This is a genomic window from Halosolutus halophilus, from assembly GCF_022869805.1.
GTDB classification, from domain to species: domain Archaea; phylum Halobacteriota; class Halobacteria; order Halobacteriales; family Natrialbaceae; genus Halosolutus; species Halosolutus halophilus.
Genome location: NZ_CP094974.1, coordinates 2,663,371 through 2,687,039, shown reverse-complemented (window position 1 = coordinate 2,687,039; position 23,669 = coordinate 2,663,371). Strand labels below are relative to the sequence as shown.

Sequence of the window (23,669 nt, the reverse complement as noted above, 5' to 3'; positions counted from 1 at the left end):
CCCATCAGTCCGTTGCCGGTTTCGGGAGTGACACACAGAACGTCGATCCGTTCTCCTGCTCGGACTCTACCCAGATCTCGCCGCCGTGGTTCTCGACGATCTCTTGGCACAACGAGAGTCCGATACCAGTTCCCGGATACTCGTCGTCGTGGTGGAGTCGCTTGAAGACTTCGAATATCTGGTCGGTCTTGTCCGGATCGATGCCGATCCCGTTGTCGGCGACGGTGAACTTCCAGCGGTCGGGCCGCTCCTCGGCATCGATTTCTACTCGCGGTGGATCACTGTCGTTGTACTTGATGGCGTTGGAAACAAGATTGTTGAACAACTGCTCGAGTTGCTCGCTATCCGCGAGGACCGTCGGAAGCGAACCAATGGTGATCTCGGCGTCGTTCTCCTCGATTTGCACCTGTATATCGTCTATAACCTGTCCGAGGACGACGTCACACTCGACAGGTTCGAATTCCTCGTCCGCCTGTTCGACCCGCGAAAAGGAGAGCAGGTCGCTGACCATCGCCCGCATCCTGTCCGCTCCATCGACTGCGAAATCGATGTACTCCTGTGCCTGCTCATCGAGATCGTCCTTGTATCGGTTCTCGAGGAGCTGTAAATAGCTCGACACCATCCGGAGCGGCTCTTGCAGATCGTGCGAGGCAGCATAGGCGAATTGTTTCAGCCGGTCGTTCGACTGTTGGAGTTTCGTGACCGTCTCTTCGAGTTCCTGGTGATGCTGCTGATGTTCGAGTTCGTACTTCACCCACTGGGCCATCAGTTCGAGATACGCCCGGTCATCCTCGGAGAACGGGTCCACTCGCGAGTCGGAGGCGATGAAGGCGAATGTTCTGTCTACGCCGCCCTCGATCGGAATGTACGTACCCAGATACGTCTCGACCCCGAACTCCTCGTAGACTTCGAGGTCATCGAATCCCTCTTCGGTAGGATCAGACACGCTCGCGGCTTCTTTGATATCCGCGGCAGCGATACAGTACGTCTGTGAGAGGGGGTATTCAGCGCCGGGTTTGTAGTACTCGTGCTCACCGTTGATATACTCGACCCGCAATCGATCATCTTCGGGGTCGACGCGGTTGAGAGCCCCCAGTTCGAGATCGAACCACTCACACCCAAGTTCGAACACGCTGTCGAGTTTCTCCTCGAATGAAAGGTCCGGACTACCCGTAATCCCGTTGAGTTCCTGAAGGAAGCGCTTGTGTTCGACGACTTCTGTTTTCGCCTCAGTCCGCTCTTTCAACGTCCCCAACATTCGGTCGGCTTCGTGAGCCGGTTGGGCGGGTCCACAGAACTCCTCCGGCGGAGTATAGTAGAAATTGTGGCAGACAGTGTTATCGTGAATGAGGTGAGGATGGACCCGGACGATATCACGGATTCCCTCTGCCGGGAACAACTCGCGATTGTAGAGACAGAGCGCAATCGCATCCTCGCCCTCGAAGATATCGTTCACCTGGCTTTCGTACTCCATGAACTCCTCAATCGTCAGGTCGTCCTCGACGATCCAAGACGTCTCGGCGACCAGTCGGAACGCCTCGAACTCCTGGGTGGCCTCCTCGATAGCGTTGGCGTATCTCTCCATCATTTCGTCGGCATCGAAGGTACCTCCTTTGAGATACGTCTCTTGGGCGGTTTTGAACACCAGTGCGCTGGATTCGAGAGCGTCATTGACATCGATACCCTTCTCTCGCATCGCACCCTCTATCTTTTCTCTCGTACTCCCATCAATAACGTACATACACTTTTCGCCCCGCTCGAGCCCCTGGCGAATGAACGGAATCGCAGAGGAGAGGAGTTCTTCGTTGGTTTCGTAGACGAGTGCGAAATGGTCGTTAGAGTGGTCGTGGTCATCGAGGGGTTCGACCGGCCCGCGAAACTCCGAACTTTGACGGAGTGCTTCGAGCCCGTTATCAAGACTCAGGACATCAGGCTGTTCGCTGGGCGTACTGCGTTGATTCATTGGACTCTCATACTAGCAGAAGCCCCATAAGGCTAACTCACACCCATGAGTGAAGGGCGCATTCTACAGAGATCGACAGTGGTGTCGTTTTGAAGCGGAAAAGTACATATCACCGCTTAACGTGAGTTATGGGGATGAACAATACATTTTATACAATAAATAGCGGTATATAATACGACTATATCGTAGAATCTGGACGGAAAGCGGTTATAATCTATTCGATTAACGCGGATGCAAACTGAGCATTCTCTCTTCTGAGAGGAACTGTTGCTGTCAGCAAAGAGTCACAACCAACGAGTCAAATGGAGACTTGACCTTTGGAAAGTGCTTTAGTGATGTCAAACTGAAATTACATATGAACCGGCGCAAGTTCCTTACATTGAGTTCTGTGGGAGTAGCCACGGGAACCAGTGGGTGTCTTACTGCATTTGAGGGAAGGAGCGTATCAGATCCAGATGAGAACGAGGCTGAGGGAACCGGGAAAGGGACACCAGATGTCGGATTGCGCTTCGTTGGCGTCTACGCAGATGAAATCGATCGTGAATTCATCGATGGTGAGTATCTCCTCCTCGAGAACGTTTCCGAAGATTCCCTGGACGTGTCAGGATACGCTGTTGAGTATCCTTCCGATCATACGTATCAGATGGAGAAGCTCATACTCGAACCAAGCGCACAACTCATTCTCTTAACTCGGGAAGGAGAAGATGCGACTCTAACGTCGAGCCCGCCAGCCTATCTTCGGTATGCCGGATTCGATGCCGGATCGGCCACATCAGTACTCGGTGTGAACGGGACAGTATGCGTTAGAAACACCCACGGATCTATTATCACCGATATTTCCTACGATAACTTTGGCTGTGATGGCGGTACCAGCACCCCTGAATCAGGTGACGAAATCGAATGTCTCCATTGAAGCCCGTTCTATCACTACGGACGGGAGTACTCATCGGGAGGCGTCCAACGTAGATACCAGAGTTATCGTTCAGTCCGTCGCTGTACTTACCACGAGTCTCACAGGGGATTCTGAGTAGAGAAATCGTACAGTACGAAGGGGTACGTTTCTTAAGTGGACTCTACGTGATTCTCGACCTCGCTCTTCTCGTTGCCCACCGACACCACATCCCTGCCGTCGTGGCGTCGGTGCGCCGATACGCACGTGCGACTGACAGTATCCGCAACAATAGACTGATGATCTCTGTGAGTCGTTACTTCAATTCTTCTTTGTTTTGCAGCGATACATACGGATACAAAGACTGCTGTTTATCTGTGTGCAAACGCTACTGCTACCCAATGTCACACACCGTTTCTCGTAGCCTATCGGCTCAGGAGTCACCGCCCCGAGAAACCCATTGGTATTGGTGGACCGCGTAAGGAGAACTATGGAACGAAGTGCCCTCCTCGTTCTCCTCATGGTGTTTTTTTGGTGCTCCTGTTTCTCGTTCTGATGGCGAGCGATGCAGTTGCAGCAGCGATACTCCCAGCGGCTCTTCGAAAACGTCATCTCTCATCGTCCACAACCCCCTGAGATAAACTCGGGTGAGTGCTATGGTAATGAATACGCTCGAAATCACGGGCCGTCTGATTGCTGGCATCTTGTTGATTCTCACGAACGGCTTTTTCGTCGCAATCGAGTTCGCGTTGACCCGCGCGCGCCAATACACAGAAGAGGAATTCGTCGGAGATAACCTGGCGTTAGAGCGGGCGTGGGAGATGACTCAGAACCTTGAGATTTACCTGACGAGTTGCCAAGTCGGCATCACGGCATCGAGTATCGCGGTCGGCATAGTCGCCGAACCGGCGTTGGCTGCGTTGTTCGAACCGCTGTTCGAGAACACGGCCCTCGCCGCAATCGGCACGGGCGGGATTATCGCCTTCCTGATCATCAATCTCGTCCATCTGACCCACGGGGAACAGACGCCAACGTACCTCGGCGTCGAACGGTCGCGGATGGTGTGTCGATACGGCGCGACGCCTTTGTACTGGTTCCATCGGCTCATCTCGCCACTCATCACCCTGGGAGATTGGATCGCGAAAGCGACGCTCAAACTGTTCGGCGTCGAGATGACCGGCGCGTGGCTCGAAACCGAAGAGGAGGTGATCGAGTCGCGGGCGGATCTGCGGAACCGACTCGGGTCGGTCCTCGAACAAGGTGACCTGACGGACGAACGCTACGACGAAGTGATGAACGCCCTGCAAATCGGTGAGCGACCGGTCCGAGAGATCATGATTTCCGCCGAAAAGATCGTCGCGCTGTCGACGGAAGCCGACTTCGAGGAGAACTTCCGGCGGATGGAAGCGACGCCCCATACGCGGTATCCGTTGGTTGGAGAGGACCTGACGGATTTCCGGGGAATCGTCTACTTCCCCGTGTTCGCGAGACATCGAGAAGACCTCGCAACAGGGGAGATCGACTTCGCCGAATTGGCCGCCCCACCGATGACGGTCTCCCCGGATACCGATGTGAGCGATGCGATCGACCAATTCCAAGCGGAAAACCAGGAACTCGCACTCGTCATCGAGGACGGGGAAGTCGTCGGCCTGGTGACCGTGACGGACGCGTTCGAGTCCGTCATCGGTGACGTCGAAGATCCGCTCGACCAAGAGGAACCGTCGGTGCCGGAGACCTAATCACGGGGTCGGATCGGTTAGTGACGGACTATTACTCCACATCGGCGATCAAGTCGTTTAATGTTCCGTCTTCGTTGACGTTGGTGAGCGCCCGATTGACCAACTCGCGGACGATGAACTCCTCATAATGCTGAGTCTCACAGTATTCACACGGTTTCATCGTTCGGGCTACTGCCTCAATCGTCTCGCCGTGTTCATGAAATAACTCCTCAACCAGAGAGGCAACGCCTTCTCGTGCCGTTTTGTGTGCTTCTGCCAGTTCTTTGTCGGCCTCTTCAGGAAGGTCATACGCGAATACGCGCGTGTTTGATTTGTAGAATTTGCGCGTGCCTCCACTCGCGTCTTCGAGCCGAGCGATCTCGACAAGCCCAGCGTCTTTTAGGACGTTGACGTGGTGACGAACCGTGGTCTCCACCTTGTCCTCGCCGCGTCGCTGAAGTTCCTCGTGAATCTCTCGGATAGACATCTCTTGGTCGGCCAGCATGTCCAAAATCTTGGCGCGAACGTCGTTTTCCAGCGCCTTCGCTTTTTCCGGGTCGGTCGTGATAACGTTCCGCACCGGAACGTCTGTTTCGAGCAGGGACATCTTGCTCTCGACTATGCGAGTATGAACCCTAAGAATGTCGCAATCTCGTTCAACCTATAGAACATAGAATCGTTCCGCTACAACTTTCATCATAATGCCTTTCACCGCTTCAGCCCAAACACGGGTTGCGATGGGCACCGCACAAGTCCGGTACGTCATCGGCGGGATGTCGTGTTCGTTCTGCGCCGAGAGCATCCGTACGGCGTATGAGCGAACCGAAGGCGTCGAGGAGGTGAACGTCAGCCTCGCCCACGAAGAGGTGCAAATCTGGTATGACGATTCGTTGAGTGAGGTCGAACTCAAGGATACGCTCCGCGACCTCGGCTATACGATTCGCGACCCGGACAAACAGAAGCGGTTCGAGGAACAGCAGGCGGGGGTCAAGCAGGCAAAGAGGCGACTAACCCTCGCAGGTGCGGCGTCGCTCGTGACCGCCGGATTAATGCTGTTTATGATCTTCCACAGAGGGTCCTTCGAGTCGGAGGCGCGCTGGATGGCCCTCGTGACTCTGGGCCTCGCTCTGGGGACGATGTTTGGGCCGGGCTGGTACATCATCGATAAAGCGTACAATAGCCTCCAGCGTGGTATCTTCAACCAGCACGTCCTACTCGAAGCCGGAGCCTTCGCCGGACTGCTTGGTGGCTTCCTCGGTCTGTTCCTCTTCCCAGGGTTCCCCACGGTTCATTTCTTCGCCGTCTCCGTGTTCATCACCACGTATCACATCCTCTCCGAATACACGAGCCTCATTGTCCGTACACGAGCCTCACGAGCCGTGCAGGATCTACTTGCCCTCCAGCCAGATACCGCCCGGCGTGTCCGTGCCGGTGAGGTCGAGGAAGTCGACGTAAGTGAACTTACGGAGGGCGATCGCGTGCGCGTCAAACCGGGGGAGAGCCTTCCGGTGGACGGCACCGTCGTCGATGGCGAGACCGCAGTGGACGAAAGCGTCGCCACAGGGGAGTCTGTTCCTGCGGACAAGGAACCGGGAGACGATGTAATCGGTGGCAGCGTCAACGAGACTGGGACGCTCCTTGTGGAAGTGACCGCGACCGGCGACGATGCCTTCCTGAATCAGGTCGCTCGTCAAATCGAAGAGGCGCGGACAATGAAACCCGATGTCGTACAGTTAGCGGATCGAGTGCTGAAGTATTTCGTTCCCGGCGTCCTTACCGTTGCCACCGCGTCGTTCCTGTTCTGGCTTCTGGTTCCTGCCGTCTGGTCGGGCGATCCGTTCGGGACGGGGCCGACCATCCAGCGTGGCACGTTCGCGGCGTTGGCCGTTCTCGTCCTCGGCTATCCCTGTGCACTCGGGATGGCGACGCCACTGGCACTGATCCGCGGAGGCGGTCTCGCCGCGAACCGAGGCATCTTGATGCGAAGCGGTGACGCCTTCCAGATATTCCAGGACGTGGATACCGTCGTTCTCGACAAGACTGGAACGATTACCAGGGGCGAACCTGCCGTCGAGGAGGTCGTAACGTTCGGTGACGACAAGACCGACGTGATTCGTCACGCGGCTAGTGCAGAGGCGTTCAGTGAACATCCCCTCGCGGACGCAATCCTCGACCACGCGGACGAACGGGGCGTCGAATACCCCGACCCGAATGAGTTCGAGAGCGTGACCGGCAAGGGTGTTCGAGCGGAAGTCGCGGAGGAACGGATTCTCGTCGGCAAATCCGGGTGGCTGGGCGAGGCAAGTATCGACACGACTACCGCCCGGAACGACATCGACAGACTCCAGGGACGAGGTTACACCGTTGTCTGCGTAGCAGTCGATGGCAAAGTGATCGGTCTCGTCGCCATCGGAGACCCGATGAAGGACGACGCCACAGAGACCATCGACCGAATGAAGCAGGTGGGTATCACCCCCGTTATGATTACGGGCGACAACGAACGAACGGCCCACGCTGTCGCGGAGACGGTCGGTATCGACCGGGTGATGGCCAATGTGCTTCCTGACGACAAGCGCGACGAGATACGGCGATTACAGGAGGGTGATGAACGTGTGGCGATGGTCGGGGACGGCATCAACGATGCACCCGCACTGACGCAGGCCGACATCGGTATCGCCATCGGCGCAGGAACGGACATCGCCATCGAGTCAGCGGACATCGTGTTGATGGGCGACCGCCTCCGTGGGGTAATGGACGCCTACGAAATCGGGAAGAGCAGTTACCGGAAGACGAAGCAGAACCTCGCCGCCGCATTCAGTTTCAACGGCATCGGCGTCGCTGCGGCTACCACCGGTCTCGTCCATCCGGTGTTCGCAATGATAGCGATGGTGCTGTCCGTCTCAGTCGTCCTTGCGAACAGTTTCGCGGGACAGTTGCTCCGTGGTGAGAATCTCAACACGGACTTCACCGTCGAATCGGATGCCGCTGCGGTCGATACGAACGCGTCCGGTGGAAAAGAAGCAGAGGTCGCCTAAGCGTTTCTCTCGTATCCGGCGTCGTGAATGGCATCCCCGAGGACATCATCGCTCACATCAGCCTCGACTCTTCCCGACTCAGGATCTGCTTCGACACGATGGACTCCGCCGATATTCTTCAGGACATTCTCAACGTTGCGTTCACACTCGTTGCAGGACATTCCTGATTTCAGATCGGCAGGTGATCCGTCGTTACTACCGCAATCGCCGCGGTTTCGGAGAAACCGGTCTCTGGACTATTCGACCTGAACTGCCCCGACCATCCCGGAACTTTCGTGGGGAATGCAGTAGTATTCGTACGTTCCAGACTCTTCGAACGTGTGCTCGTACTCGCCACCCGGAGCAACGAGACCCTCGGTCAGGTGAGTTCGCCCGGCGCGTTCAGATTCGAAGCCGCCGCTCGCGAAGTACGCGGCGCCCTCCGGAATCGTATCTTCGTAGGCGGTGACCGTGTGATCGACGTCGCTCGTGTTCGTCCACGTCACGGTCCGTCCGGATTCGATCGTCGTAGTTTTCGGATCGAACCCGAAGCCATCAGTCATCAGAACGATCTGAGTGGTTGCTGACTGTCTGTTCAAACACCCGGCGATTCCGATCGGCGAAAGTGCCGCGCCGCCGAGGCGTAAGATCGTCCGCCGATCACAGAAACGGGATGGCATGGATGGGGAAGAGCGGCCCGTATTAGAGAGCCACGAAGAGATCGGTCGCGTACATAACGCCGAAGCCGACCAGGAAGGCCAGCAGATTCGCGGCGCTTCCCACTCGACCGCCCGCGGCGCGAACCATCCTGGCGATCTCCCAGTCGACCTGGAGGATCGCGCCGACGCCGATCGCGAGGAAGAACGCACCGATCGTCGGCGAGTAGGCGAGACTCCCGATCCACCCGCCGAGGATGACAGGTGCGCCGGCGAGGAGGCCAAGCGCGGCGAAGTGCCACCATGCGGGGCGCTCATCCCGAGCCACCGGTGCGACGACCGCCGGACCTTCGGTCACGTTGTGGAGCATGAACCCGATGACGAGGAACGCGCCGAGGGACACCCGCCCGAGTGCGAACGAACTTCCGATCGCCAGTCCCTCAGCGAGATTGTGCAAGCCGATCCCCAGGGCCACGAGATACGCGGTCCAGAGCCCGCTGCTCGCTCGGCTGTCACCACCAGCAGCACGTCCCTCACGCCACGCGCTGATCGCCTGCACGAGCAACAGCGCACCGATCGTGCCGAAGACGATCAGCAGTTCACCGTCGTAAGCGCCCGGGATTCGCTCGGCGAGTTCGAACGCCTCGAACCCGGCATCGAACGCGAGAAAGCCGAGCACACCGGCGGCAAACAAGAGGACGGCGTGCAATGCACGATCGCTCATCGTTCGGAGGAATGGGAACCACAGCATCCCGAGTGCGACCGGAATCACCCCGACGAACAGTCCAATGAGCGCCAACGTCCACAGGACATCAGTGCTGAAGCCGGGTGACTGCTGCGGCGCTTCGATCTCGTGGCCGATCGTCGTGCCGTCCGAGAGCACGAGATCGACGCCCAGGTCCCATCCCGGGTTCCAGTGATACGGGACGATGACGCGAGCGTTTTCTCGGGGTTCGAGCGTCCGGTCACCATCGGCTCCTTCGACCTGGAAGTTCCAGTAGGCTTCGTCGACGAGAACCTGCGAGATCGTGACCTCCTCCGGGCCGTTATTTGTCACGTGAAGGACGACCGTCTCGTCGCTCGGCATCGTGGCGTGAGTGACCGTCACGTCCGGAAGCGGTTCGCCACTCTGAACGTCGGCGAGCGGGGACGTGAACGCGAACACCCCCAGAACGAGCACGAGCAACACGACAGGGAGCAACGCGGAGACCCACCGCGGGAGTCCGAGTGGCTGTGCGACCTCTTTGTCAGCCGTCACGCCACCGTCCGTCGTCGTGTCTGGTGTCTTGTCAGCCATCTAGACCACCTCGAAGAAGCTCATCCAGCCGAGTTCGGCGAACTCCGACTGATGAGCGTGGAACATGTACAGCCCGGGCTGGTGGTCGGAATAATCCAGTTCGATAATACCGCGCTGGGCCTGGGTCTGCATGATCGTGTCGACGGTTTTGCTCGTCGGCAGCAGCGTCGTTCCGTGGTCGTAGTAATCGAAGAACTGCGAGTGGGTGTGGAACGAATTGATGAAATCGAACTCCGTCGCGTTCGTGAGGTACACCCGCTGTCGTTCGTTCTTATCGATCCGTATGGGGCGTTTCGTCTGGCCCGCCTTCCAGTTGCCTTCGGCGTCAGTTTCGCCGACACCGTACGCAAAGGCGCGCGTGTTCGCGGCGTACACCTCGTTCTCGCCGTCGAAGTTCGTGTCGAACGAGTTCATGACCATTACCATCTCGTTGACGGCGTCGTTCTCGGCGTACTGGTGATTCCGGCTCTTCGCCTCCTCGACGAGTCGCTCGCGGAACTCCTGGTCGATCGGTCCGTGGTAGTTGACGTAGTCGCGGGGATTTTCCCTGACGCGTTCGGGGTCGGGGTCGACGATGATCGTGCCGTAGAGCCCGCGATGCAGGTGTTCCTTCAGCGGGAGCGAGTGGCAGTGATAGAAGTGCGTCCCGGCGGGTTGTGCGATCCACTCGTAGGTGAACGATTCATCCGTATCGAGTACTCCGGGCCCGTTCTGTGGAATTCCGTCCATTTCCGGGTTGAGATTCTTCAGGTGAGGGTGGATCGTGTGTGCGTGGCGCCCGAAGTTTTCGAATTTGACTCGAATGAGATCACCCTCGACGGCGCGGATCGTCGGTCCCGGAACCTGTCCGTTGAACGCCCACGCTTCGAACTCGATGCCCGGCGCGATCGTTATTGTCGTGTCGACTGCGGTGAACTCGAATTCCCGAACGGTCCTCCCATTCTCTTCGTAGATTCGCTGCGGGACGGACTCTTGACCGCTCGCTCCGGTATTGAACGTCGTCAGGAACTGGTGGGGGTCGAAGTCCGTATCACGGTATTCGTCGACGGCACCGAAGGTGCCGTGTTCGTCGTCATCGTGCCCGGGGTCGGCACCCGTCTGAGCGCTTCCAACCCCTAACGCTGCACTCCCGGCGACACCGAGACCGCCGAGCACCGTCCGGCGGTTGACGCTCGTATCACTACCGAGTGACTTGACAAGCCGCTCTTCGAGGAGTTCTGTGACCTCTGTTGCACTATCGTAATTTATCGATGGCATTTTCTGAGCTACGACCTGATTGTTCTGCCTGTCACATTCGCTAGTTGAGCTGCCGCACACTTAGATTTGACGCATCTAAATTTTGATTGAGCCTAGTCGAGATTTCGAACGAGTCGAAAATCTTCTGAGCGGCGATCAGGAATCCGATCCTGTAACGAACGTGTGCAGTTCAACGGGCTTTGAATCGCCTCGGGATATCGATCTCGAACTACTCTGGAAGCAAACGTGGTGAGTATGAACGATCAGTCCATGTTCTCGTCGAGAGAGTGGGCGTACCCCGGCTGTGCAACCTCTTTGTGAAGTCCGATCCAGAATGCGCACCGGTGTTAGATCTATCTAAATACTGGTACCGCCAGTATCAAATCCCTCGTTTCCCGACTCCGCCATCGAACCAGGAATAACCATTCGAGTCCGGTCGTCTCTACGACAGCCAATTCTCGGAGGTACATCACAGCGCACTATCGCGACGACAGGTCACACTCTTCGACGAACTCGGCGAGGATGGGAAACTCGTTCGCACATCCAGTGGATCGTCATCTCTTCGCGAGATGCCTCCTGTATGATGATTTCCCCGTTTCGGTATTAACAACCGTTATTTATACTGTCATCGGATACCCGATACGTAGATGGTACACAACGAAGCCTTCGGGCTTCTTCTCGGTGCAGTCGCCCTCGGTGCCGTTCACGGTATCGAACCGGGTCACGGATGGCCAGTCGCCGCGTCGTATGCGCTCGACCGGACGAACAAGTGGGTGTATGGATTCGCGGCGAGTTTCATCATCGGCGTCGGACACCTCGTTAGTAGTCTCGTGATGGTGGGGGTATTCTTCTACGCGAAAGCGTATTTCAACCTCACGCAGGTCAACGAGCCGATTACGATACTCGGTGGTATCCAGATCGGTGGGCCGGTCAGTCTCGTGGCCGGCGTCTTGCTCATCGTCCTCGGCATCCGCGAGTACTTCCACGGCCACTCTCACGGGAGTCACGAGGATGATCACGACCACAGCGCCGATCATCACCACGAACACAACGTCGACCACCACCACGGTCACCCACACGATCACGGTCATTCACACGGGCACGATGGCAGCGGATTGTTGTCCCGACTGAAAGGGGCTATTCCGTTCGTCGGTGGGCACTCTCACTCACACGATAGTCTCGACGACGCCGCCGATCGTGGCCTCCTCGGGATCGCCTGGTTTGCATTCGTCCTCGGATTCGCACACGAGGAGGAGTTCGAGATCATCGCCCTCTGTGCCGGGTCGAATTACTGCGTCGAACTGATGAGCGCGTACGCCATCACCGTCATCGCCGGTATCGTCGGTCTGACGATGCTCCTGATCGCGGGCTATCAGCACTACGAGGAGCGCGTCGAGCGGTACACGCCGTACCTCCCCGCGTTCTCCGCTGCCGTCCTCGTTATTATGGGGAGCGGGTTCATCACCGGACTGTTCTAGATCGACGGTATCTGATCATCTCCGCTGAGCGGTAATTCCGGACCCGGCTCAAGGCCTGTAGAGTGAGTTTCTCGCGGGGATAGTGTGTCGATCGGAGTGTCGGTTCGCTATCATCGGGTGGGAATTGAAAGGGTCAGAGGAACTCCGTCTCGCCGATCGATCCTCCGGCGGGGCGTCCGCGACCGTGGTCCGTGCCGACATACTTTAATGAACGTTTATTATATTCCGGGCGGAAGGGTGGGTAACGACCGATCCATCGATGAGCATACGACACTCGACGCCGCGATCCGCCGCGACTGCGCCCTCACAGCAGTCGGTGGGGGATCGTCGAGACGCCGCGATCGATCACGGACGAGGCTCCCGTGACGTTCGCCGCCGCAAATACGAATCGGCTCCAGAACCTCGTCGACGAACACAACGCGGCGTTCGTATCGCTCTCGCTCGCACGCGACGACTGATTCCGTCGATCGAGCCCACTTCGCGCTCAGCGTTTGTCTCTCGCACTCGGCAGGGACCTCCAGCACCACGATCGATCGGACTACGACCGGAGCAACGGACGTGACCCGTTCGCCACGACGAGAAGCGTACAGGCGACGGCTGCAGCGGCCGTGACCAGCGGGTTCAGGAGGCCCGCCAGCGCGACCGGGAGCACGACCGCGTTGTAGCCCAGCGCCAGTCCGAGGTTCTGCCTGAGTCGCCGCCGTGCGGCCGTCGCCAGCCTGAACACCCGATCGACGGCCGCGAGGTCGTCGTCGACGATCGCGACGTCGGCCGCGTCGGCGGCGAGCGCGGTTCCACTGCCGAGGCTGAGTCCGAGGTCGGCCGCGGCGAGTGCGGGGGCGTCGTTCGTCCCGTCGCCGATCATCGCGACGCGACCGCCGGAGCACAGCCGCCGGATCGCAGCCGTCTTGCCATCCGGCGGCACGCTCGCGAAGACGTGGTCGACGTGTGGATGGTCGCGGAAGACGTCGGTGGCCGCCCGATCGTCGCCGGTGAGCACGACGGTTTCGACGCCGCGATCGTGGAGCGTCGTCACCGTCTCCGTCCACTCGGCTCGCGGTTCGTCACCGACGACGATCACGCCGTCGGCCGACCCGTTGCGCCCGACGACGACGGGAATCCGCCCGGAGTCGCGTGCGCTGGCGACCCGATCGGCGATCGTTCGGTCGATCGACCACCCCCGATCGGCGAGGAGGTCGGGGTGTCCGACGAGGAGTCGATCGCCGTCGACGACCCCCTCGACGCCGGTCTCGTGGCTCCGGAACTCCGTGATCTCGTGGGCGCGTTCGTGATCGGCCTGCCCGCCGTCGGTCCGGGGGCGATCGGGTCCGCCACTGCCGTCACCGTCACTCACGCTCCCGTCGGCGGGACTGGCACTGTCGTCGCCGACGAACGCCGACTCGATCGCCGTCGCGACCGGGTGTAAACTCCGCTGTTCCAGGGCCCCGGCCGCTCGTAACAGGTCGGTCGGCCCCTGGGCCTCGAGCACCGTCATTTCGCCAGTCGTCAGGGTCCCGGTCTTGTCGAAGACGACCGTATCGACGTTCCGGATCCGCTCGAAAATGCTCTCGTCGAAGACGACGATACCGTTATCCAGCGCCGCCTGGAGGTGCTGGCCGACGGAAATCCGCGTCGCGAGATCGAGTGCCCACGGACACACGACGATCACGGTCAGTAACATAGGAAGCAGCGTCGTCGTCGCCGTCGCGCCGCGGAGGAGTCCGGCGAGACCGACGATCGCGACGGCGACGAGAACGATCGGGAGCGCGACCACGGCGAGCGCATCCCCGTCGCGTTCGCCCCCGTGATCTGCGCTCTGGACGTTCCAGACGGTCTCGATGAGTCGATCGATGCTGCTCGTCGTTCGATCGCCGACGGCAACGACGGCGGCGTCTTCCCGCACGATCGATCCACCGACGACCTCGTCGCCGGCGCGTTTGGTCACGGGCAGCGAGTCGCCGGTGACGATCGCCTCGTCGACGGTACACGATCCCTCGGCGAGGACGCCGTCGACCGGGATCCGCTCACCCTCGCGGACGAGCACGCGGTCACCGGACTCGAGGTCGCCGACGGCGACCGACGTCGTCGCGCCGTCGCTCTCGAGCCGTCGCGCGTCGTCGACCTGTGACACCGTGAGGTCCGTGAGCCGGTTCATCGCGCGTCGTTTGACCGCCGTTTCGTAGAACGTGGCGCCCATCACCAGCGCGGCGACGAGGATCGTGAGGTCGAAGTAGACGTCGTTTCGCCCGAGCAGTAACGCCGCCGTCCCGTACACGAACGCGCTGACGATCGTGAGCGCGGCGAGCAGCCGGGTGTTGGGCCGGCGGAGTTTCAGGCTCACGTACGCGCCGCGCAACAGCGGCTTCCCGGTCAGATAGAGGATTGCGCCCGTCAATCCGGCGAACAGCGGCAACAGGAGGGGGCCGTCGAGAGTCCCGAACGCGTCCTCGTAGAGCTGGAGCATCCACCAGTCGGTAAAGGCCGAGAGGTAGACGGGGTAGAAGATCGTGACGTACGGCACCAGCAGGAACGAACCGAACACGACGCCGACGACGTACCGCAGTTCGAACAGGTCTTCGCTGCGCCGTTTCCGCATCCCGGTCATCTCGCGATCGCGCCGGGTCGTCCCGGTCGATTCGTCGTCGCCGTCGCCCCCGGCCGTCGCCTCGTCGCGGCGGTAGGCGTTGTAGCCGACCGTACTCAGCGCGTCCCGGAGGTCCGTCTTCGAGACGCGATCGGGGTCGTGATCGACCCGGATCGACTCCGTCACGTAGCTCGCTGCCGCGTTCGTCACACCGTCTATGCCCTCGGCGACCGCTTCCAGGAACGACTCGCACGAGGCGGTGTGCATCCCGTCGATCCGGAAGAACGTTCGCTCGGTCCTCTCCCCGTCACGGTCCTCGCCTCGTTCGTGCGTGGGATCCGATCGATCGCCCGCCGCCCTCGCACGGGAGGGCGATTCCGCCGGCGCAGTGTCGTCACTACTGCTCGACTCGTCCGCCTCGAGTGTCCGGTGAATATCTCGACAGCCGGTCGAACAGAACGCAGTCCCCCGGTCCTCGGTTGCCGGACCGACCGGTGACCCACACAGCGAGCATCGATCGTCGCCCGTGTGATCCGATTCCACGCTCCGCGAGTTCGCTGCCCAGTACAATAAGCGTAGATATCTACCCGCGACGCTCGCGCCGGCGTTTCCGGGCGATTCGTTTTGGCCAGAGACACATTCGCTAATTACTAGTGATAATCAGAGGGTAAAGCTTATGCCCAACTGCCGGAGTTGGCCGGTATGGAAGGTCACGACACGGACCAACGCAGTTCAGACGACGAAACAGCCCTCCCGAACGTCATCACGGTCGACGGACAGGGAACACCAGCCAGCTTCGAAATCACGGTCGACGGCGCGATCGAAATGGTAGACGCCGTCGCGTCCGAAGAAGCGACGATCGTCTCCGGCACGAGCGCCGAGGGGGCGGTCGACGTCGACACGCAGCGCTTCCGGTTCTCCGGTGACGTGACCGACGTGACGATCGTCAACCACGGCGGACTCCCCACCGACACCGTCGTAGACCCCGAAATTTACGTCGAGGACTGACTCGGACGGACCGTTCGGTCGGGCCCGGTGTCGGAAGCGCTCGCATCGGCTGTCGTCGAACAGCCGTTCAGTCGGGCGCGCTACCGTGGCGCCCGGTCGAGTACCACCCCCGCCCACTCTTCTCGCCCCCCTCGACCGCGATCGGGTGCCACTGCCGGCCCGCGGTCCCCACGACTATGGTACTGCACCGGGCTAATCCACGGTATGCCCGAGCGTCACCGCATCGCGGTCACCGACGAATCGGTCGCTGCCGTCCATCACGGTGCTCCCTCGAACCGCTGGCTCGTGTTCTGTCACGGCTTCCTGAGTGACAAGTCCGGGAGCTACGAGCGGCGCTGCCTCCGAGCGGTCGACGAAGGGTTCAACGCCGTCCGGTTCGACTTCAGGGGGTGTGGCGAATCGGACGGCGTCTTCGCCGAGCAGCCGCTCAGTGCGAAACTCGACGACCTCGCCGCGGTCGTCGATCACTTCGACCCCGACTCGCTCGTTCTCTTCGGCTCGAGTTTCGGCGGCAAGGTCGCATTCCACGCAACGGCCCGCGAACGCGTCGACCCGGCGGCGATCGCGACCCGTGCGCCGGTCACGGCGAACGCCGCGTTCGACGAGTACGAATCGGTCGTCCGTCGCGAGGGGACCTGTCGGTTCGACGACGACAGAGCGATCGATCGGCGGTTCGTCGACGATCTGGCGGCCCGTCCGTTCGACGAAGTCGTCGACCGCGTCGGTGACGTCCCCGTCGCGATCTTTCACGGGCGCGCGGACGAGTCGGTCCCGATCGAACACAGTTTCGAGGCCGCCAGCGCGCTCGAGACCGACGTGGTGCTCGAGGCGTTCGCCGGGGAGGGCCACATTTTCACCGACGACGCCGACGAGCGCGTCCTGGATCGGCTGTTCGACTGGCTCGCGACGCTCGACCGGGTCTGAACGCCGGCGATCGCGTCCCGGGAATCGACCCGCCCGGGGACCGATCCCGTACTTTGATATCGTGAGCCAGTCCTGTTTCAGCTATGGATGACGCAGTACTCGTCGACGCAGTGCGGACGCCGTTCGGCGACCGCGGTGGCGTCTTCCGGGACACGCACCCGCAGGATCTGGCTGCCGAACCGCTCCGGGCACTCGAGGAGCGCAACGGATTCGACCCGAGCATCGTCGACGACGTCGTCTACGGCTGCGTGACGCCGATCGGCGAGCAGGGCCTGAACGTCGGTCGACTCGCGCCGCTCGTGGCCGGCTGGGGCGACGAGGTGCCGGGTGTCCAGCTCAACCGCATGTGCGGCTCCGGTCAGCAGGCGGTCAACTGGGCGGCCAGCGAGATCCGGGCCGGGTTCCAGGACGTCATCGTCGCCGGTGGCGTCGAGCACATGACCCGGGTCCCGATGGGATCGGACGGCGACGCCGAGTCCGGCGTGATCGATCGCCAGGCGCTCACCGAGACCTACTTCGACTACTACGACGAGGCGATCGGTCAGGGGGAGTCGGCCGAACGGATCGCCGAGCAGTGGGACCTGACCCGGGACGACGTCGACGGCGTCGCGGTGGACTCTCAGCAGCGGTGGGCCGACGCCTGGGAGGCTGGCCGGTACGACTCACAGCTCGTTCCCGTGGCGACGACGCTCGACGGCGAGTCGATCACGGTCGAGAAGGACGGCCACCCGACGCCGGAGACGACGGCGGAGACGCTCGCCGAGTTACCCCTCGCGTTCCGGCCCGAAGGTGAGGGCGTCCACCACGCGGGGAACTCCTCGGGGATCGTCGACGGCTCGAGCGCGGTCCTCGTCGCCAGCGCGGACGCCGCCGACGAACGCGGCTGGGAACCGATGGCACGCATCGTCCAGACGGAGGTCGTGGGCGTCGATCCGGTGATGATGCTCACCGGCCCCATTCCGGCGACGGAGAACGTCCTCGAGAAAGCCGACATGACGATCGACGACATCGACCTGTTCGAGATCAACGAGGCGTTCGCATCCGTCGTGCTCGCGTGGCTGGCGGAGACGGGCGCACCCTGGGATCGGACGAACGTCAACGGCGGCGCGATCGCCCACGGTCACCCGCTGGGCGCGACCGGTTCGGCGCTGCTGACGAAGCTGATCCACGAACTCGATCGCCGCGGCGACAGGTACGGGCTCTGTACGATGTGCATCGGGTTCGGACAGGCGGTCGCGACGATCGTCGAACGCCTGTAACGGACGACCGCACCGCTATCGTTCCGTCGTCGATGACCGTCGTCGATAGCTGAACAATGATTGATACGGGACGTCGGTCAATCCGGAACTATGCCGGGATTCGATCGACGACGGCTCCGTCCGCCGTCACTGATGGCCGGGAGTCCGAGCGTCCCCGAGTGGCGGACGATCCGGCCGGGAGTTGCGCTCACGGACGCATCGGGAGGTGACGACGATACCGACATCGTGGCCGACCACGATGGGCCCACGGACGGCACTCCGGCGATCGACGGTACCCCGACCACCGACGGATCCGGACCTGCAACCGACGACCAGCACGACACGGGGGGATCGCCGATCGAATTCGTCGACTGTGAAACCGTTCGGGTCGGCGGCGAGTTCGACGACGTCGTTCTCTCGCTGTTCTGGTGGGACGCGGAGGGACTGGTCGGAACGATCGCCGAACCGGTCGGCGGCGTCGACGGTGAGCGCACCATCGTCGCGCCGGCGGAGTTCGGCGACTTTGCCTACGGCCCGATCGTCTCGGGCGTCGACGCGTACCGGGCAGGGACACCCGTGGTGCCCGGCGGCGGCGACGTCTCGGTCGCCAATCCGGACGTCGAGTCGTGCGTCGCATCGGTCCGGGACGTCGCCGGAGACGAGGTCGAACTGGAGGGGCCGTTTCCGGAGTAGACACGGCGTAGGCCGTCGATCGAGCCGTGTCCGGTCCCGATGCCCGTCGCAGTCCCGGGTGACCCAACTCGGGACTCAGTCGGGTCTCAGGACTTTTCACGCGCGTCGTCGAACAGGCACCCCGATGTACGACGACATTCTGGTTCCGACCGACGGGCGGGACAACACGGAGCGGGCGATCGACGAGGCGGTCGAACTCGCGACCGTCCACGGGGCGACGCTGCACGCGCTCTACGTCATCAACTCCGCGGAAATCGCGCCGGGGATCGACTTCGAGGATCTCGAACCGATCGGCGAGGAGGCCGTCGAGTACGTAGCCGCCCGCGCGCGCGAGGCGGGCGTCGACGACGTCCGAACGACGGTGACCCACGGACTGCGACACCAGGCGATCCTCGACCACGCGGACGAGACGGGAGCGGATCTGATCGTCATGGGTCGCAATCGCGGTCTCGAACGCTTCCTGCGAAAGAGCGTCTCCGATCAGGTCGCGACCGAAGCGTCGATCCCGGTCCTCGTCGTCGAGTAGCTGGCCCCTACCGGTCCGTCCTCACGGTGGCCGGGGGACCCGTGTCTCGGTCGGTGATCCGAACCCGACCAGTCCCGGTATCGCGGCTCCGCCGCGCACCGCGTCCGGCCGATCGGAGACGGGTATTTCGTTTCGAAACCGGTCCGTGCTGCCGCGTCGGGAAGGTCTTTTTGTCGGAGTTGGGTAGCAAGAGTCGATTCTCGTGGTCCGCCGCCCCCCGAACCCGATCCGGCTGTGCATCCTCTGGATCGGGCTCGCGCTCGCCAGAGTCGGGCTTATCGAGCCCCACCGAGCGCGTCGCACCGCCGATCTCGCGTGGCCGCGCATCGTCACCGGGCTCGCGCGGATGTCGAAGAACGCGGTCGACGTCGCGATGGTCGGAATCGCCGTCGGTTCGGCCGCGATCGCGGGTGTCGGCTTCGCCTCCCCGTTCTGGGGTCTCGCATTCACCGTCGGCGGCGGCGTCGCCGGCGGCACGATTGCGCTCGTCTCCCAGCGCTACGGCGCGGAGGCGTTCGACCAGCTCGGCCAGGCGATTCGATCGAGTGCGCTGCTCGTCGTCGTCCTGTCCGTGCCGCTCACCGCGGTCTTCTGGTCGTACCCGACCGAACTGATCTCGCTGCTCAGCTCCGATCCCGAGGCGGTCGGTCTCGGCGCGACGTATCTGCGGATCGTCGGCTTCGGAATCCCGTTCGCGGGACTAAACCTGATCGGAAGCCGCACCTTCGTCGGGATGGACGACGCGTGGACGCCGATGGTGGTCCGCGCGGGTGGTGCCGTCGCCAACATCGTCCTCAACGCGGTGCTCATCTTCGGCTTCGACATGGGCGTCGCCGGGGCGGCGATGGGGACGGTCCTCTCGAACGTCGTCGTCACCGCGACGTTCGCGACCGGGCTCGTCGCGGGTCGGCTCCCGGGGGTTGGAACGTTTCCGGTCAGCATCGACCCGTTCGGCAGCTACGTCCACAGCGAGACGGTCAGGGATTTGACCACCATCGGACTTCCCGTCATGGGGACGAAACTGGTCTGGACCGTCGCCGAGTTCCCGATGCTGGCGATCGTCGACATCTTCGGTTCGGACACCGTTGCGGCCTACGTCATCGCCCGGCGCATCTGGGGGCTGATGAACACGCCCGGCTGGGGGTTCGGCCTGGCCGCCTCGAGCCTCGTCGGGCAGGAACTCGGGACCGGCGACGAACGCCGTGCCGAGCAGTACGGAGGAGAAATCGTCCGGTTCGCCGTCGCCGTCTACCTCGTCTCGGCCGTGATCGTCGCCGTTTTCGCCGAGCCGATCGTCCTCGCGTTCACGAACGATCCGACAGACCTGTCGGTCCCGATCGCGGTTTCGCTCATCCACGCGGCCTGCGTGGCGGTGGTCTTGCAGGGGATCTACACCGGTGCTGCGGGCGCTCTCAAGGCCAGCGGTGATACTCGCTGGCCGTTCTACGGCCAGTTACTCGGGATGTTCGGGCTCGCGATCCCGATCGCGTATCTCGGCGCTGCCGGCCTGACGATTCCGTCGCCGGGGACGATTCCGATCCTCGGGGTGTCGATTCCCGGCGTCTCGATCCCGGCGTTCGGGATCGCCGGCCTCTATCTCGCCTTCGTCGCGGAGACGGCGACGCCGGCCGTGATCAACTACTACCGCTTCGCGACCGGACGCTGGAAGGTCATCAGTCGCGGCTACCGGCCGGAGACGACGCCGAGCGACGACTGACGGGGTTCGCCGACGGGAGCCGGGTCCCGGTGGTTTTCCGGGGCGCGGAGACGGAGCAGCCCGTTCACCCCGCCGCCGTCGGTTTCCTACCCACGAGGTGCTCGATTTTGCTGGCGTGGTGAGCGACCTGTCTCCGCATCACGTCCGCCGCGGTGAGGTCGGAGACGGGGCCGTCCGGGGTCCAGCGCTCGGCCGGCGGTCCGACGCGGCCCTGAAGTTGAGACTCCGCAAAGTTCGGGTCGGCGGATTCGGCGACGTAGTGGGTGACCAGGTTCGCGTACTCCCACGCCGTCCGGACGTCCTCGAACGACACCAGCGTGGTTTCCGTCTCGAACACGCTGTCCATCGGACGGCGCATCGTCACGGCGTACGCGGTCGCGGCCGGTTCGTCGGTATCCGTTTCGGGAGGTGTCGGTCCGTCTCTTCCCTGGACCGAAATCGGTTCGACGAATACACCGACGCGTCCCCGCCGATAGCCGTCTTCGACGTCCTTCCAACTGTCGTGGGGCGAGACCATTTTCTTCGCCTGTTCGCCCGGACGTCATAAATCTATCCACCCGACCGGATTTTCGGTCTCGATCGGTCCGGGGGATCCGACCTGCCGGCGTTTCGACACGCCGACGATCCGGTCTGCCGGCGATCGACCGGCGACTACAGATCGGGAACCGGCACGACGACGACGGGACGGGCCGCGTTCGCGAGGACTGCCCGGGCCGTCGATCCGACGTCGGCGGTCGCCTTCGGACTGCCACCGTGAGCGCCGATCACGATCTCGTCCGCGTCGCTCTCGCCCGCGGCCGCGAGCAGTTCGGCGGCCGGTTCGCCCTCGCGGAGGTGCGTCTCGACCGATCCGATCGCAGTCAGGCGGACGGGGGCGACGTTCAGCGCCTCCTGACTGTCCCGTTCCGCGGCGGGATCGTCCGGCGGAGCGATCGAGACGACCGCGACCTCGTCGTCGGCCGTCGCCCGATCGTCGAGGTAGTCACAGATCGCGGCCGTCGTGTGCACCGAGTCGGTTCCGGCGAGATACCGCATATCGGCTGCAGGACGAGTACCCAAAAGAACCTGTGGGTGAACGGCGGGTAGTGGCTGCCCGCGGTTCCGATACAGGGCCTCGCTGCCGTTACTCCAACCGCGAGAAGAGTTCGACCTCGTAGCCGTCCGGGTCCTCGACGAACGCCGCCCGGGCGTTCGCCGCCTCGATCGTCGTCGGTTCCCGCACGACCGTGCAATCCGTCCGATCGAGGACCCGATCGAAGGTCTCGTCCGCGTCGTCGACGAGGATCGCGAGGTGGACGATTCCCGCGGCGTCGATCGGCGCGTCGTCGTTCGGGTCGTGGACGAACTGGATCTCGGTGTCTGCGGTCTCGCCGGTCACGTAGTAGTTGTGAACGCCGTCGTCGGTGTGGAAGTCGTAACTGTAGGCGAGGCCGAGACCGTCCTCGTAGAACGCTCTCGTCGCGTCGAGATCCGAGACCTCGATCGCGGTGTGGTGGATATCCATGGGGTTGGATTCAGCGCTGGCCGGTTAAAACGTTCCGTCGCGGCGGGGTGGGGCCGCCAACGTACTCGTTCCCTGTCGTGAACGCCCGCGATCTGTATTCTTATGCCGGTTCGGTCCGTGGACCCACTCGACATGCAAGCCGTACGCCTTCACGAGCACGGCGGTCCGGACGTGTTACAGGTCGACGAGGTCGAACGCCCCGAACCCGGCGCGGACGAGATTCTCGTCGAAGTCGGTGCTGCGGGGGTCAACCCGGTCGACACCTACTTCCGGGAGGGATCGTACGATCCGGCCGACGTCCCGTTTACGCCCGGCGTCGATTTCGCGGGGACCGTGGCCGACGTCGGTGACGGAATCGAGGCGTTCGCGGCCGGCGATCGCGTCTTCGGGACCGGGATCGGCAACGGCTCCTTCCAGGGTAGCTACGCCGAGTACGCGACCGTCCCGACCGATCGCGTGGTCCACCTCCCCGATGACGTCGACCTCACGGAAGCGGGGGCGGCCGGCGTCGTCGCCGTTACCGCCTGGCGGGCGCTGATCGATCACGCGAACCTCGATCCGGCCGAGTACTGTCTGGTTCACGGCGGTTCCGGCGGCGTCGGTCACGCCGCAGTCCAGATCGGCGCCGCGGTGAGCGCGCGGGTCCTCACCACCGCCTCCCCCGACTACCACGAGGCCCTGAAGGAGTACGGCGCGGCGACCGTGCTCGACTACGATCGGAACGATCTCGCGGAGGCCGTCCTCGAGGATTCCGACGGCGGGGTCGACGTCGTGCTCGATCATCGACTCGACGACTACCTCCAGTTCGACGCCGACGTGGCCGCGACCGGTGCCCGGGTCGTCGGTATCGGCGAAAACTCGCCGGACCCGGGGTTCACGAACGACGGCGCCGCCCGATCGAAGGACGTCTCCTACCAGTTCATGAGCATGTTCAACACGCCGGATCTCCGCGTGCCGCTGCGGGGCGTGGCCCACCTCATGGAGACGGACGCGCTCTCGATCGAGGTCGCGGACACGTACGATCTCGCCGATGCGGGCGAGGCACAGCGAGCCGTGATCGAGGACAGCGTCTTCGGGAAACTCGTCGTCGAACCGTAGCCGGGTTCGATCGAACTGCGTCGTCGGTATCGACCGGCGGAGTCGGTGTCGGTCGAATCGCAAGTATCGATTTCGCCCGTTGGCAGCGTGTTAGTCGCGTGCTAACTGTTACCAAGAGTTTTGGGG

21 protein-coding genes are annotated in these 23,669 nt (G+C 62.2%); 11 read left to right on the top strand and 10 right to left on the bottom strand.

All coding sequences use genetic code 11. From position 1 onward, the window contains the following. Nucleotides 1-4: 4 nt before the first annotated feature. Nucleotides 5-1,963 (bottom strand): MEDS domain-containing protein, encoded by a 1,959-nt coding sequence (locus MUG98_RS13110; protein WP_265107896.1) that lies wholly within the window; start codon nt 1,961-1,963, stop codon nt 5-7. Nucleotides 1,964-2,318: 355 nt separating this feature from the next. Here MUG98_RS13110 and MUG98_RS13105 point away from each other — a divergent pair, with 355 nt between their 5' ends. Both MUG98_RS13105 and MUG98_RS13100 read left to right on the top strand, forming a co-directional pair. Further along, on the top strand, nt 2,319-2,876 hold the full coding sequence (locus MUG98_RS13105; RefSeq protein ID WP_265107895.1) for a lamin tail domain-containing protein: 558 nt from the start codon (nt 2,319-2,321) through the stop codon (nt 2,874-2,876). Between the two features lie 638 nt (nt 2,877-3,514). Further along, nucleotides 3,515-4,591 (top strand): CNNM domain-containing protein, encoded by a 1,077-nt coding sequence (locus MUG98_RS13100; RefSeq protein WP_265107894.1) that lies wholly within the window; start codon nt 3,515-3,517, stop codon nt 4,589-4,591. Nucleotides 4,592-4,622: 31 nt separating this feature from the next. Here MUG98_RS13100 and MUG98_RS13095 read toward each other — a convergent pair whose 3' ends face one another. Next, nucleotides 4,623-5,177, bottom strand: coding sequence for an ArsR/SmtB family transcription factor (locus MUG98_RS13095; RefSeq protein WP_265107893.1), 555 nt, complete (start codon nt 5,175-5,177; stop codon nt 4,623-4,625). Nucleotides 5,178-5,307: 130 nt separating this feature from the next. On the opposite strand from MUG98_RS13095, the gene MUG98_RS13090 reads away from it, so the two are divergent. Beyond that, nucleotides 5,308-7,605 carry a heavy metal translocating P-type ATPase gene (locus MUG98_RS13090; protein WP_265107892.1) on the top strand — a complete coding sequence of 766 codons (2,298 nt, stop codon included), beginning with the start codon at nt 5,308-5,310 and terminating at the stop codon, nt 7,603-7,605. Here the strand turns inward: MUG98_RS13090 and MUG98_RS13085 are convergent. The 4 genes from MUG98_RS13085 to MUG98_RS13070 all read right to left on the bottom strand — a co-directional run bounded on the left by MUG98_RS13085 (nt 7,602) and on the right by MUG98_RS13070 (nt 10,794). Continuing rightward, nucleotides 7,602-7,766 (bottom strand): heavy-metal-associated domain-containing protein, encoded by a 165-nt coding sequence (locus tag MUG98_RS13085; RefSeq protein ID WP_265107891.1) that lies wholly within the window; start codon nt 7,764-7,766, stop codon nt 7,602-7,604. The genes MUG98_RS13090 and MUG98_RS13085 overlap by 4 nt on opposite strands. A 75-nt stretch (nt 7,767-7,841) precedes the next feature. Beyond that, a complete protein-coding gene (locus tag MUG98_RS13080; protein WP_265107890.1) occupies nt 7,842-8,147 on the bottom strand; it encodes a plastocyanin/azurin family copper-binding protein in 306 nt (101 codons plus the stop codon). 139 nt (nt 8,148-8,286) lie between these two features. Further along, the gene (locus MUG98_RS13075) at nt 8,287-9,537 is read right to left on the bottom strand and encodes a ZIP family metal transporter (protein ID WP_265107889.1); all 1,251 of its coding nucleotides are present in this window, start codon (nt 9,535-9,537) and stop codon (nt 8,287-8,289) included. Next, nucleotides 9,538-10,794, bottom strand: a complete 1,257-nt coding sequence (locus MUG98_RS13070) for a multicopper oxidase domain-containing protein (protein WP_265107888.1) — start codon at nt 10,792-10,794, stop codon at nt 9,538-9,540. 626 nt (nt 10,795-11,420) lie between these two features. Between MUG98_RS13070 and MUG98_RS13065 the strand changes: the two genes are divergently transcribed. Further along, nucleotides 11,421-12,251: a hypothetical protein gene (locus MUG98_RS13065; protein WP_265107887.1), complete on the top strand. Its 831-nt coding sequence runs from the start codon at nt 11,421-11,423 to the stop codon at nt 12,249-12,251. Nucleotides 12,252-12,789: 538 nt separating this feature from the next. On the opposite strand, the gene MUG98_RS13060 is transcribed toward MUG98_RS13065, so the two are convergent. Next, complete coding sequence (locus MUG98_RS13060) at nt 12,790-15,378, bottom strand: heavy metal translocating P-type ATPase (RefSeq protein ID WP_265107886.1); 2,589 nt, start codon at nt 15,376-15,378, stop codon at nt 12,790-12,792. 159 nt (nt 15,379-15,537) lie between these two features. Between MUG98_RS13060 and MUG98_RS13055 the strand changes: the two genes are divergently transcribed. From MUG98_RS13055 to MUG98_RS13030, 6 genes are all read left to right on the top strand, one after another. Then, on the top strand, nt 15,538-15,843 hold the full coding sequence (locus tag MUG98_RS13055) for a hypothetical protein (protein WP_265107885.1): 306 nt from the start codon (nt 15,538-15,540) through the stop codon (nt 15,841-15,843). 204 nt (nt 15,844-16,047) lie between these two features. Further along, nucleotides 16,048-16,767 (top strand): alpha/beta hydrolase family protein, encoded by a 720-nt coding sequence (locus MUG98_RS13050; RefSeq protein WP_265107884.1) that lies wholly within the window; start codon nt 16,048-16,050, stop codon nt 16,765-16,767. 83 nt (nt 16,768-16,850) lie between these two features. Next, nucleotides 16,851-18,026, top strand: coding sequence for a thiolase family protein (locus tag MUG98_RS13045; RefSeq protein ID WP_265107883.1), 1,176 nt, complete (start codon nt 16,851-16,853; stop codon nt 18,024-18,026). A gap of 90 nt (nt 18,027-18,116) precedes the next feature. Continuing rightward, nucleotides 18,117-18,698 carry a hypothetical protein gene (locus MUG98_RS13040; RefSeq protein WP_265107882.1) on the top strand — a complete coding sequence of 194 codons (582 nt, stop codon included), beginning with the start codon at nt 18,117-18,119 and terminating at the stop codon, nt 18,696-18,698. Nucleotides 18,699-18,822: 124 nt separating this feature from the next. Then, nucleotides 18,823-19,224, top strand: a complete 402-nt coding sequence (locus MUG98_RS13035) for a universal stress protein (RefSeq protein ID WP_265107881.1) — start codon at nt 18,823-18,825, stop codon at nt 19,222-19,224. Between the two features lie 202 nt (nt 19,225-19,426). Continuing rightward, the gene (locus tag MUG98_RS13030; protein WP_265107880.1) at nt 19,427-20,941 is read left to right on the top strand and encodes an MATE family efflux transporter; all 1,515 of its coding nucleotides are present in this window, start codon (nt 19,427-19,429) and stop codon (nt 20,939-20,941) included. A 64-nt stretch (nt 20,942-21,005) separates the two neighbouring features. Here MUG98_RS13030 and MUG98_RS13025 read toward each other — a convergent pair whose 3' ends face one another. The 3 genes from MUG98_RS13025 to MUG98_RS13015 all read right to left on the bottom strand — a co-directional run bounded on the left by MUG98_RS13025 (nt 21,006) and on the right by MUG98_RS13015 (nt 22,445). Further along, nucleotides 21,006-21,458, bottom strand: coding sequence for a hypothetical protein (locus tag MUG98_RS13025; RefSeq protein ID WP_265107879.1), 453 nt, complete (start codon nt 21,456-21,458; stop codon nt 21,006-21,008). Between the two features lie 134 nt (nt 21,459-21,592). Further along, a complete protein-coding gene (locus MUG98_RS13020) occupies nt 21,593-21,976 on the bottom strand; it encodes a universal stress protein (protein WP_265107878.1) in 384 nt (127 codons plus the stop codon). 88 nt (nt 21,977-22,064) lie between these two features. Next, nucleotides 22,065-22,445 (bottom strand): VOC family protein, encoded by a 381-nt coding sequence (locus MUG98_RS13015; protein WP_265107877.1) that lies wholly within the window; start codon nt 22,443-22,445, stop codon nt 22,065-22,067. 132 nt (nt 22,446-22,577) lie between these two features. Between MUG98_RS13015 and MUG98_RS13010 the strand changes: the two genes are divergently transcribed. Beyond that, nucleotides 22,578-23,543, top strand: a complete 966-nt coding sequence (locus MUG98_RS13010; protein WP_265107876.1) for an NADPH:quinone reductase — start codon at nt 22,578-22,580, stop codon at nt 23,541-23,543. Nucleotides 23,544-23,669: the final 126 nt, after the last annotated feature.

Excerpts from the sequence above, each read along its gene's own strand:
- MUG98_RS13010 (WP_265107876.1), top strand. The coding sequence starts at position 22,578 with ATGCAAGCCGTACGCCTTCACGAGCACGGCGGTCCGGACGTGTTACAG.
- MUG98_RS13095 (WP_265107893.1), bottom strand. The coding sequence starts at position 5,177 with ATGTCCCTGCTCGAAACAGACGTTCCGGTGCGGAACGTTATCACGACC.
- MUG98_RS13105 (WP_265107895.1), top strand. The coding sequence starts at position 2,319 with ATGAACCGGCGCAAGTTCCTTACATTGAGTTCTGTGGGAGTAGCCACG.
- MUG98_RS13025 (WP_265107879.1), bottom strand. The coding sequence starts at position 21,458 with ATGGTCTCGCCCCACGACAGTTGGAAGGACGTCGAAGACGGCTATCGG.
- MUG98_RS13020 (WP_265107878.1), bottom strand. The coding sequence starts at position 21,976 with ATGCGGTATCTCGCCGGAACCGACTCGGTGCACACGACGGCCGCGATC.
- MUG98_RS13085 (WP_265107891.1), bottom strand. The coding sequence starts at position 7,766 with ATGTCCTGCAACGAGTGTGAACGCAACGTTGAGAATGTCCTGAAGAAT.
- MUG98_RS13090 (WP_265107892.1), top strand. The coding sequence starts at position 5,308 with ATGGGCACCGCACAAGTCCGGTACGTCATCGGCGGGATGTCGTGTTCG.
- MUG98_RS13050 (WP_265107884.1), top strand. The coding sequence starts at position 16,048 with ATGCCCGAGCGTCACCGCATCGCGGTCACCGACGAATCGGTCGCTGCC.
- MUG98_RS13070 (WP_265107888.1), bottom strand. The coding sequence starts at position 10,794 with ATGCCATCGATAAATTACGATAGTGCAACAGAGGTCACAGAACTCCTC.
- MUG98_RS13075 (WP_265107889.1), bottom strand. The coding sequence starts at position 9,537 with ATGGCTGACAAGACACCAGACACGACGACGGACGGTGGCGTGACGGCT.
- MUG98_RS13055 (WP_265107885.1), top strand. The coding sequence starts at position 15,538 with ATGGAAGGTCACGACACGGACCAACGCAGTTCAGACGACGAAACAGCC.
- MUG98_RS13015 (WP_265107877.1), bottom strand. The coding sequence starts at position 22,445 with ATGGATATCCACCACACCGCGATCGAGGTCTCGGATCTCGACGCGACG.
- MUG98_RS13065 (WP_265107887.1), top strand. The coding sequence starts at position 11,421 with ATGGTACACAACGAAGCCTTCGGGCTTCTTCTCGGTGCAGTCGCCCTC.
- MUG98_RS13110 (WP_265107896.1), bottom strand. The coding sequence starts at position 1,963 with ATGAATCAACGCAGTACGCCCAGCGAACAGCCTGATGTCCTGAGTCTT.
- MUG98_RS13040 (WP_265107882.1), top strand. The coding sequence starts at position 18,117 with ATGCCGGGATTCGATCGACGACGGCTCCGTCCGCCGTCACTGATGGCC.
- MUG98_RS13045 (WP_265107883.1), top strand. The coding sequence starts at position 16,851 with ATGGATGACGCAGTACTCGTCGACGCAGTGCGGACGCCGTTCGGCGAC.
- MUG98_RS13100 (WP_265107894.1), top strand. The coding sequence starts at position 3,515 with ATGAATACGCTCGAAATCACGGGCCGTCTGATTGCTGGCATCTTGTTG.
- MUG98_RS13035 (WP_265107881.1), top strand. The coding sequence starts at position 18,823 with ATGTACGACGACATTCTGGTTCCGACCGACGGGCGGGACAACACGGAG.
- MUG98_RS13080 (WP_265107890.1), bottom strand. The coding sequence starts at position 8,147 with ATGACTGATGGCTTCGGGTTCGATCCGAAAACTACGACGATCGAATCC.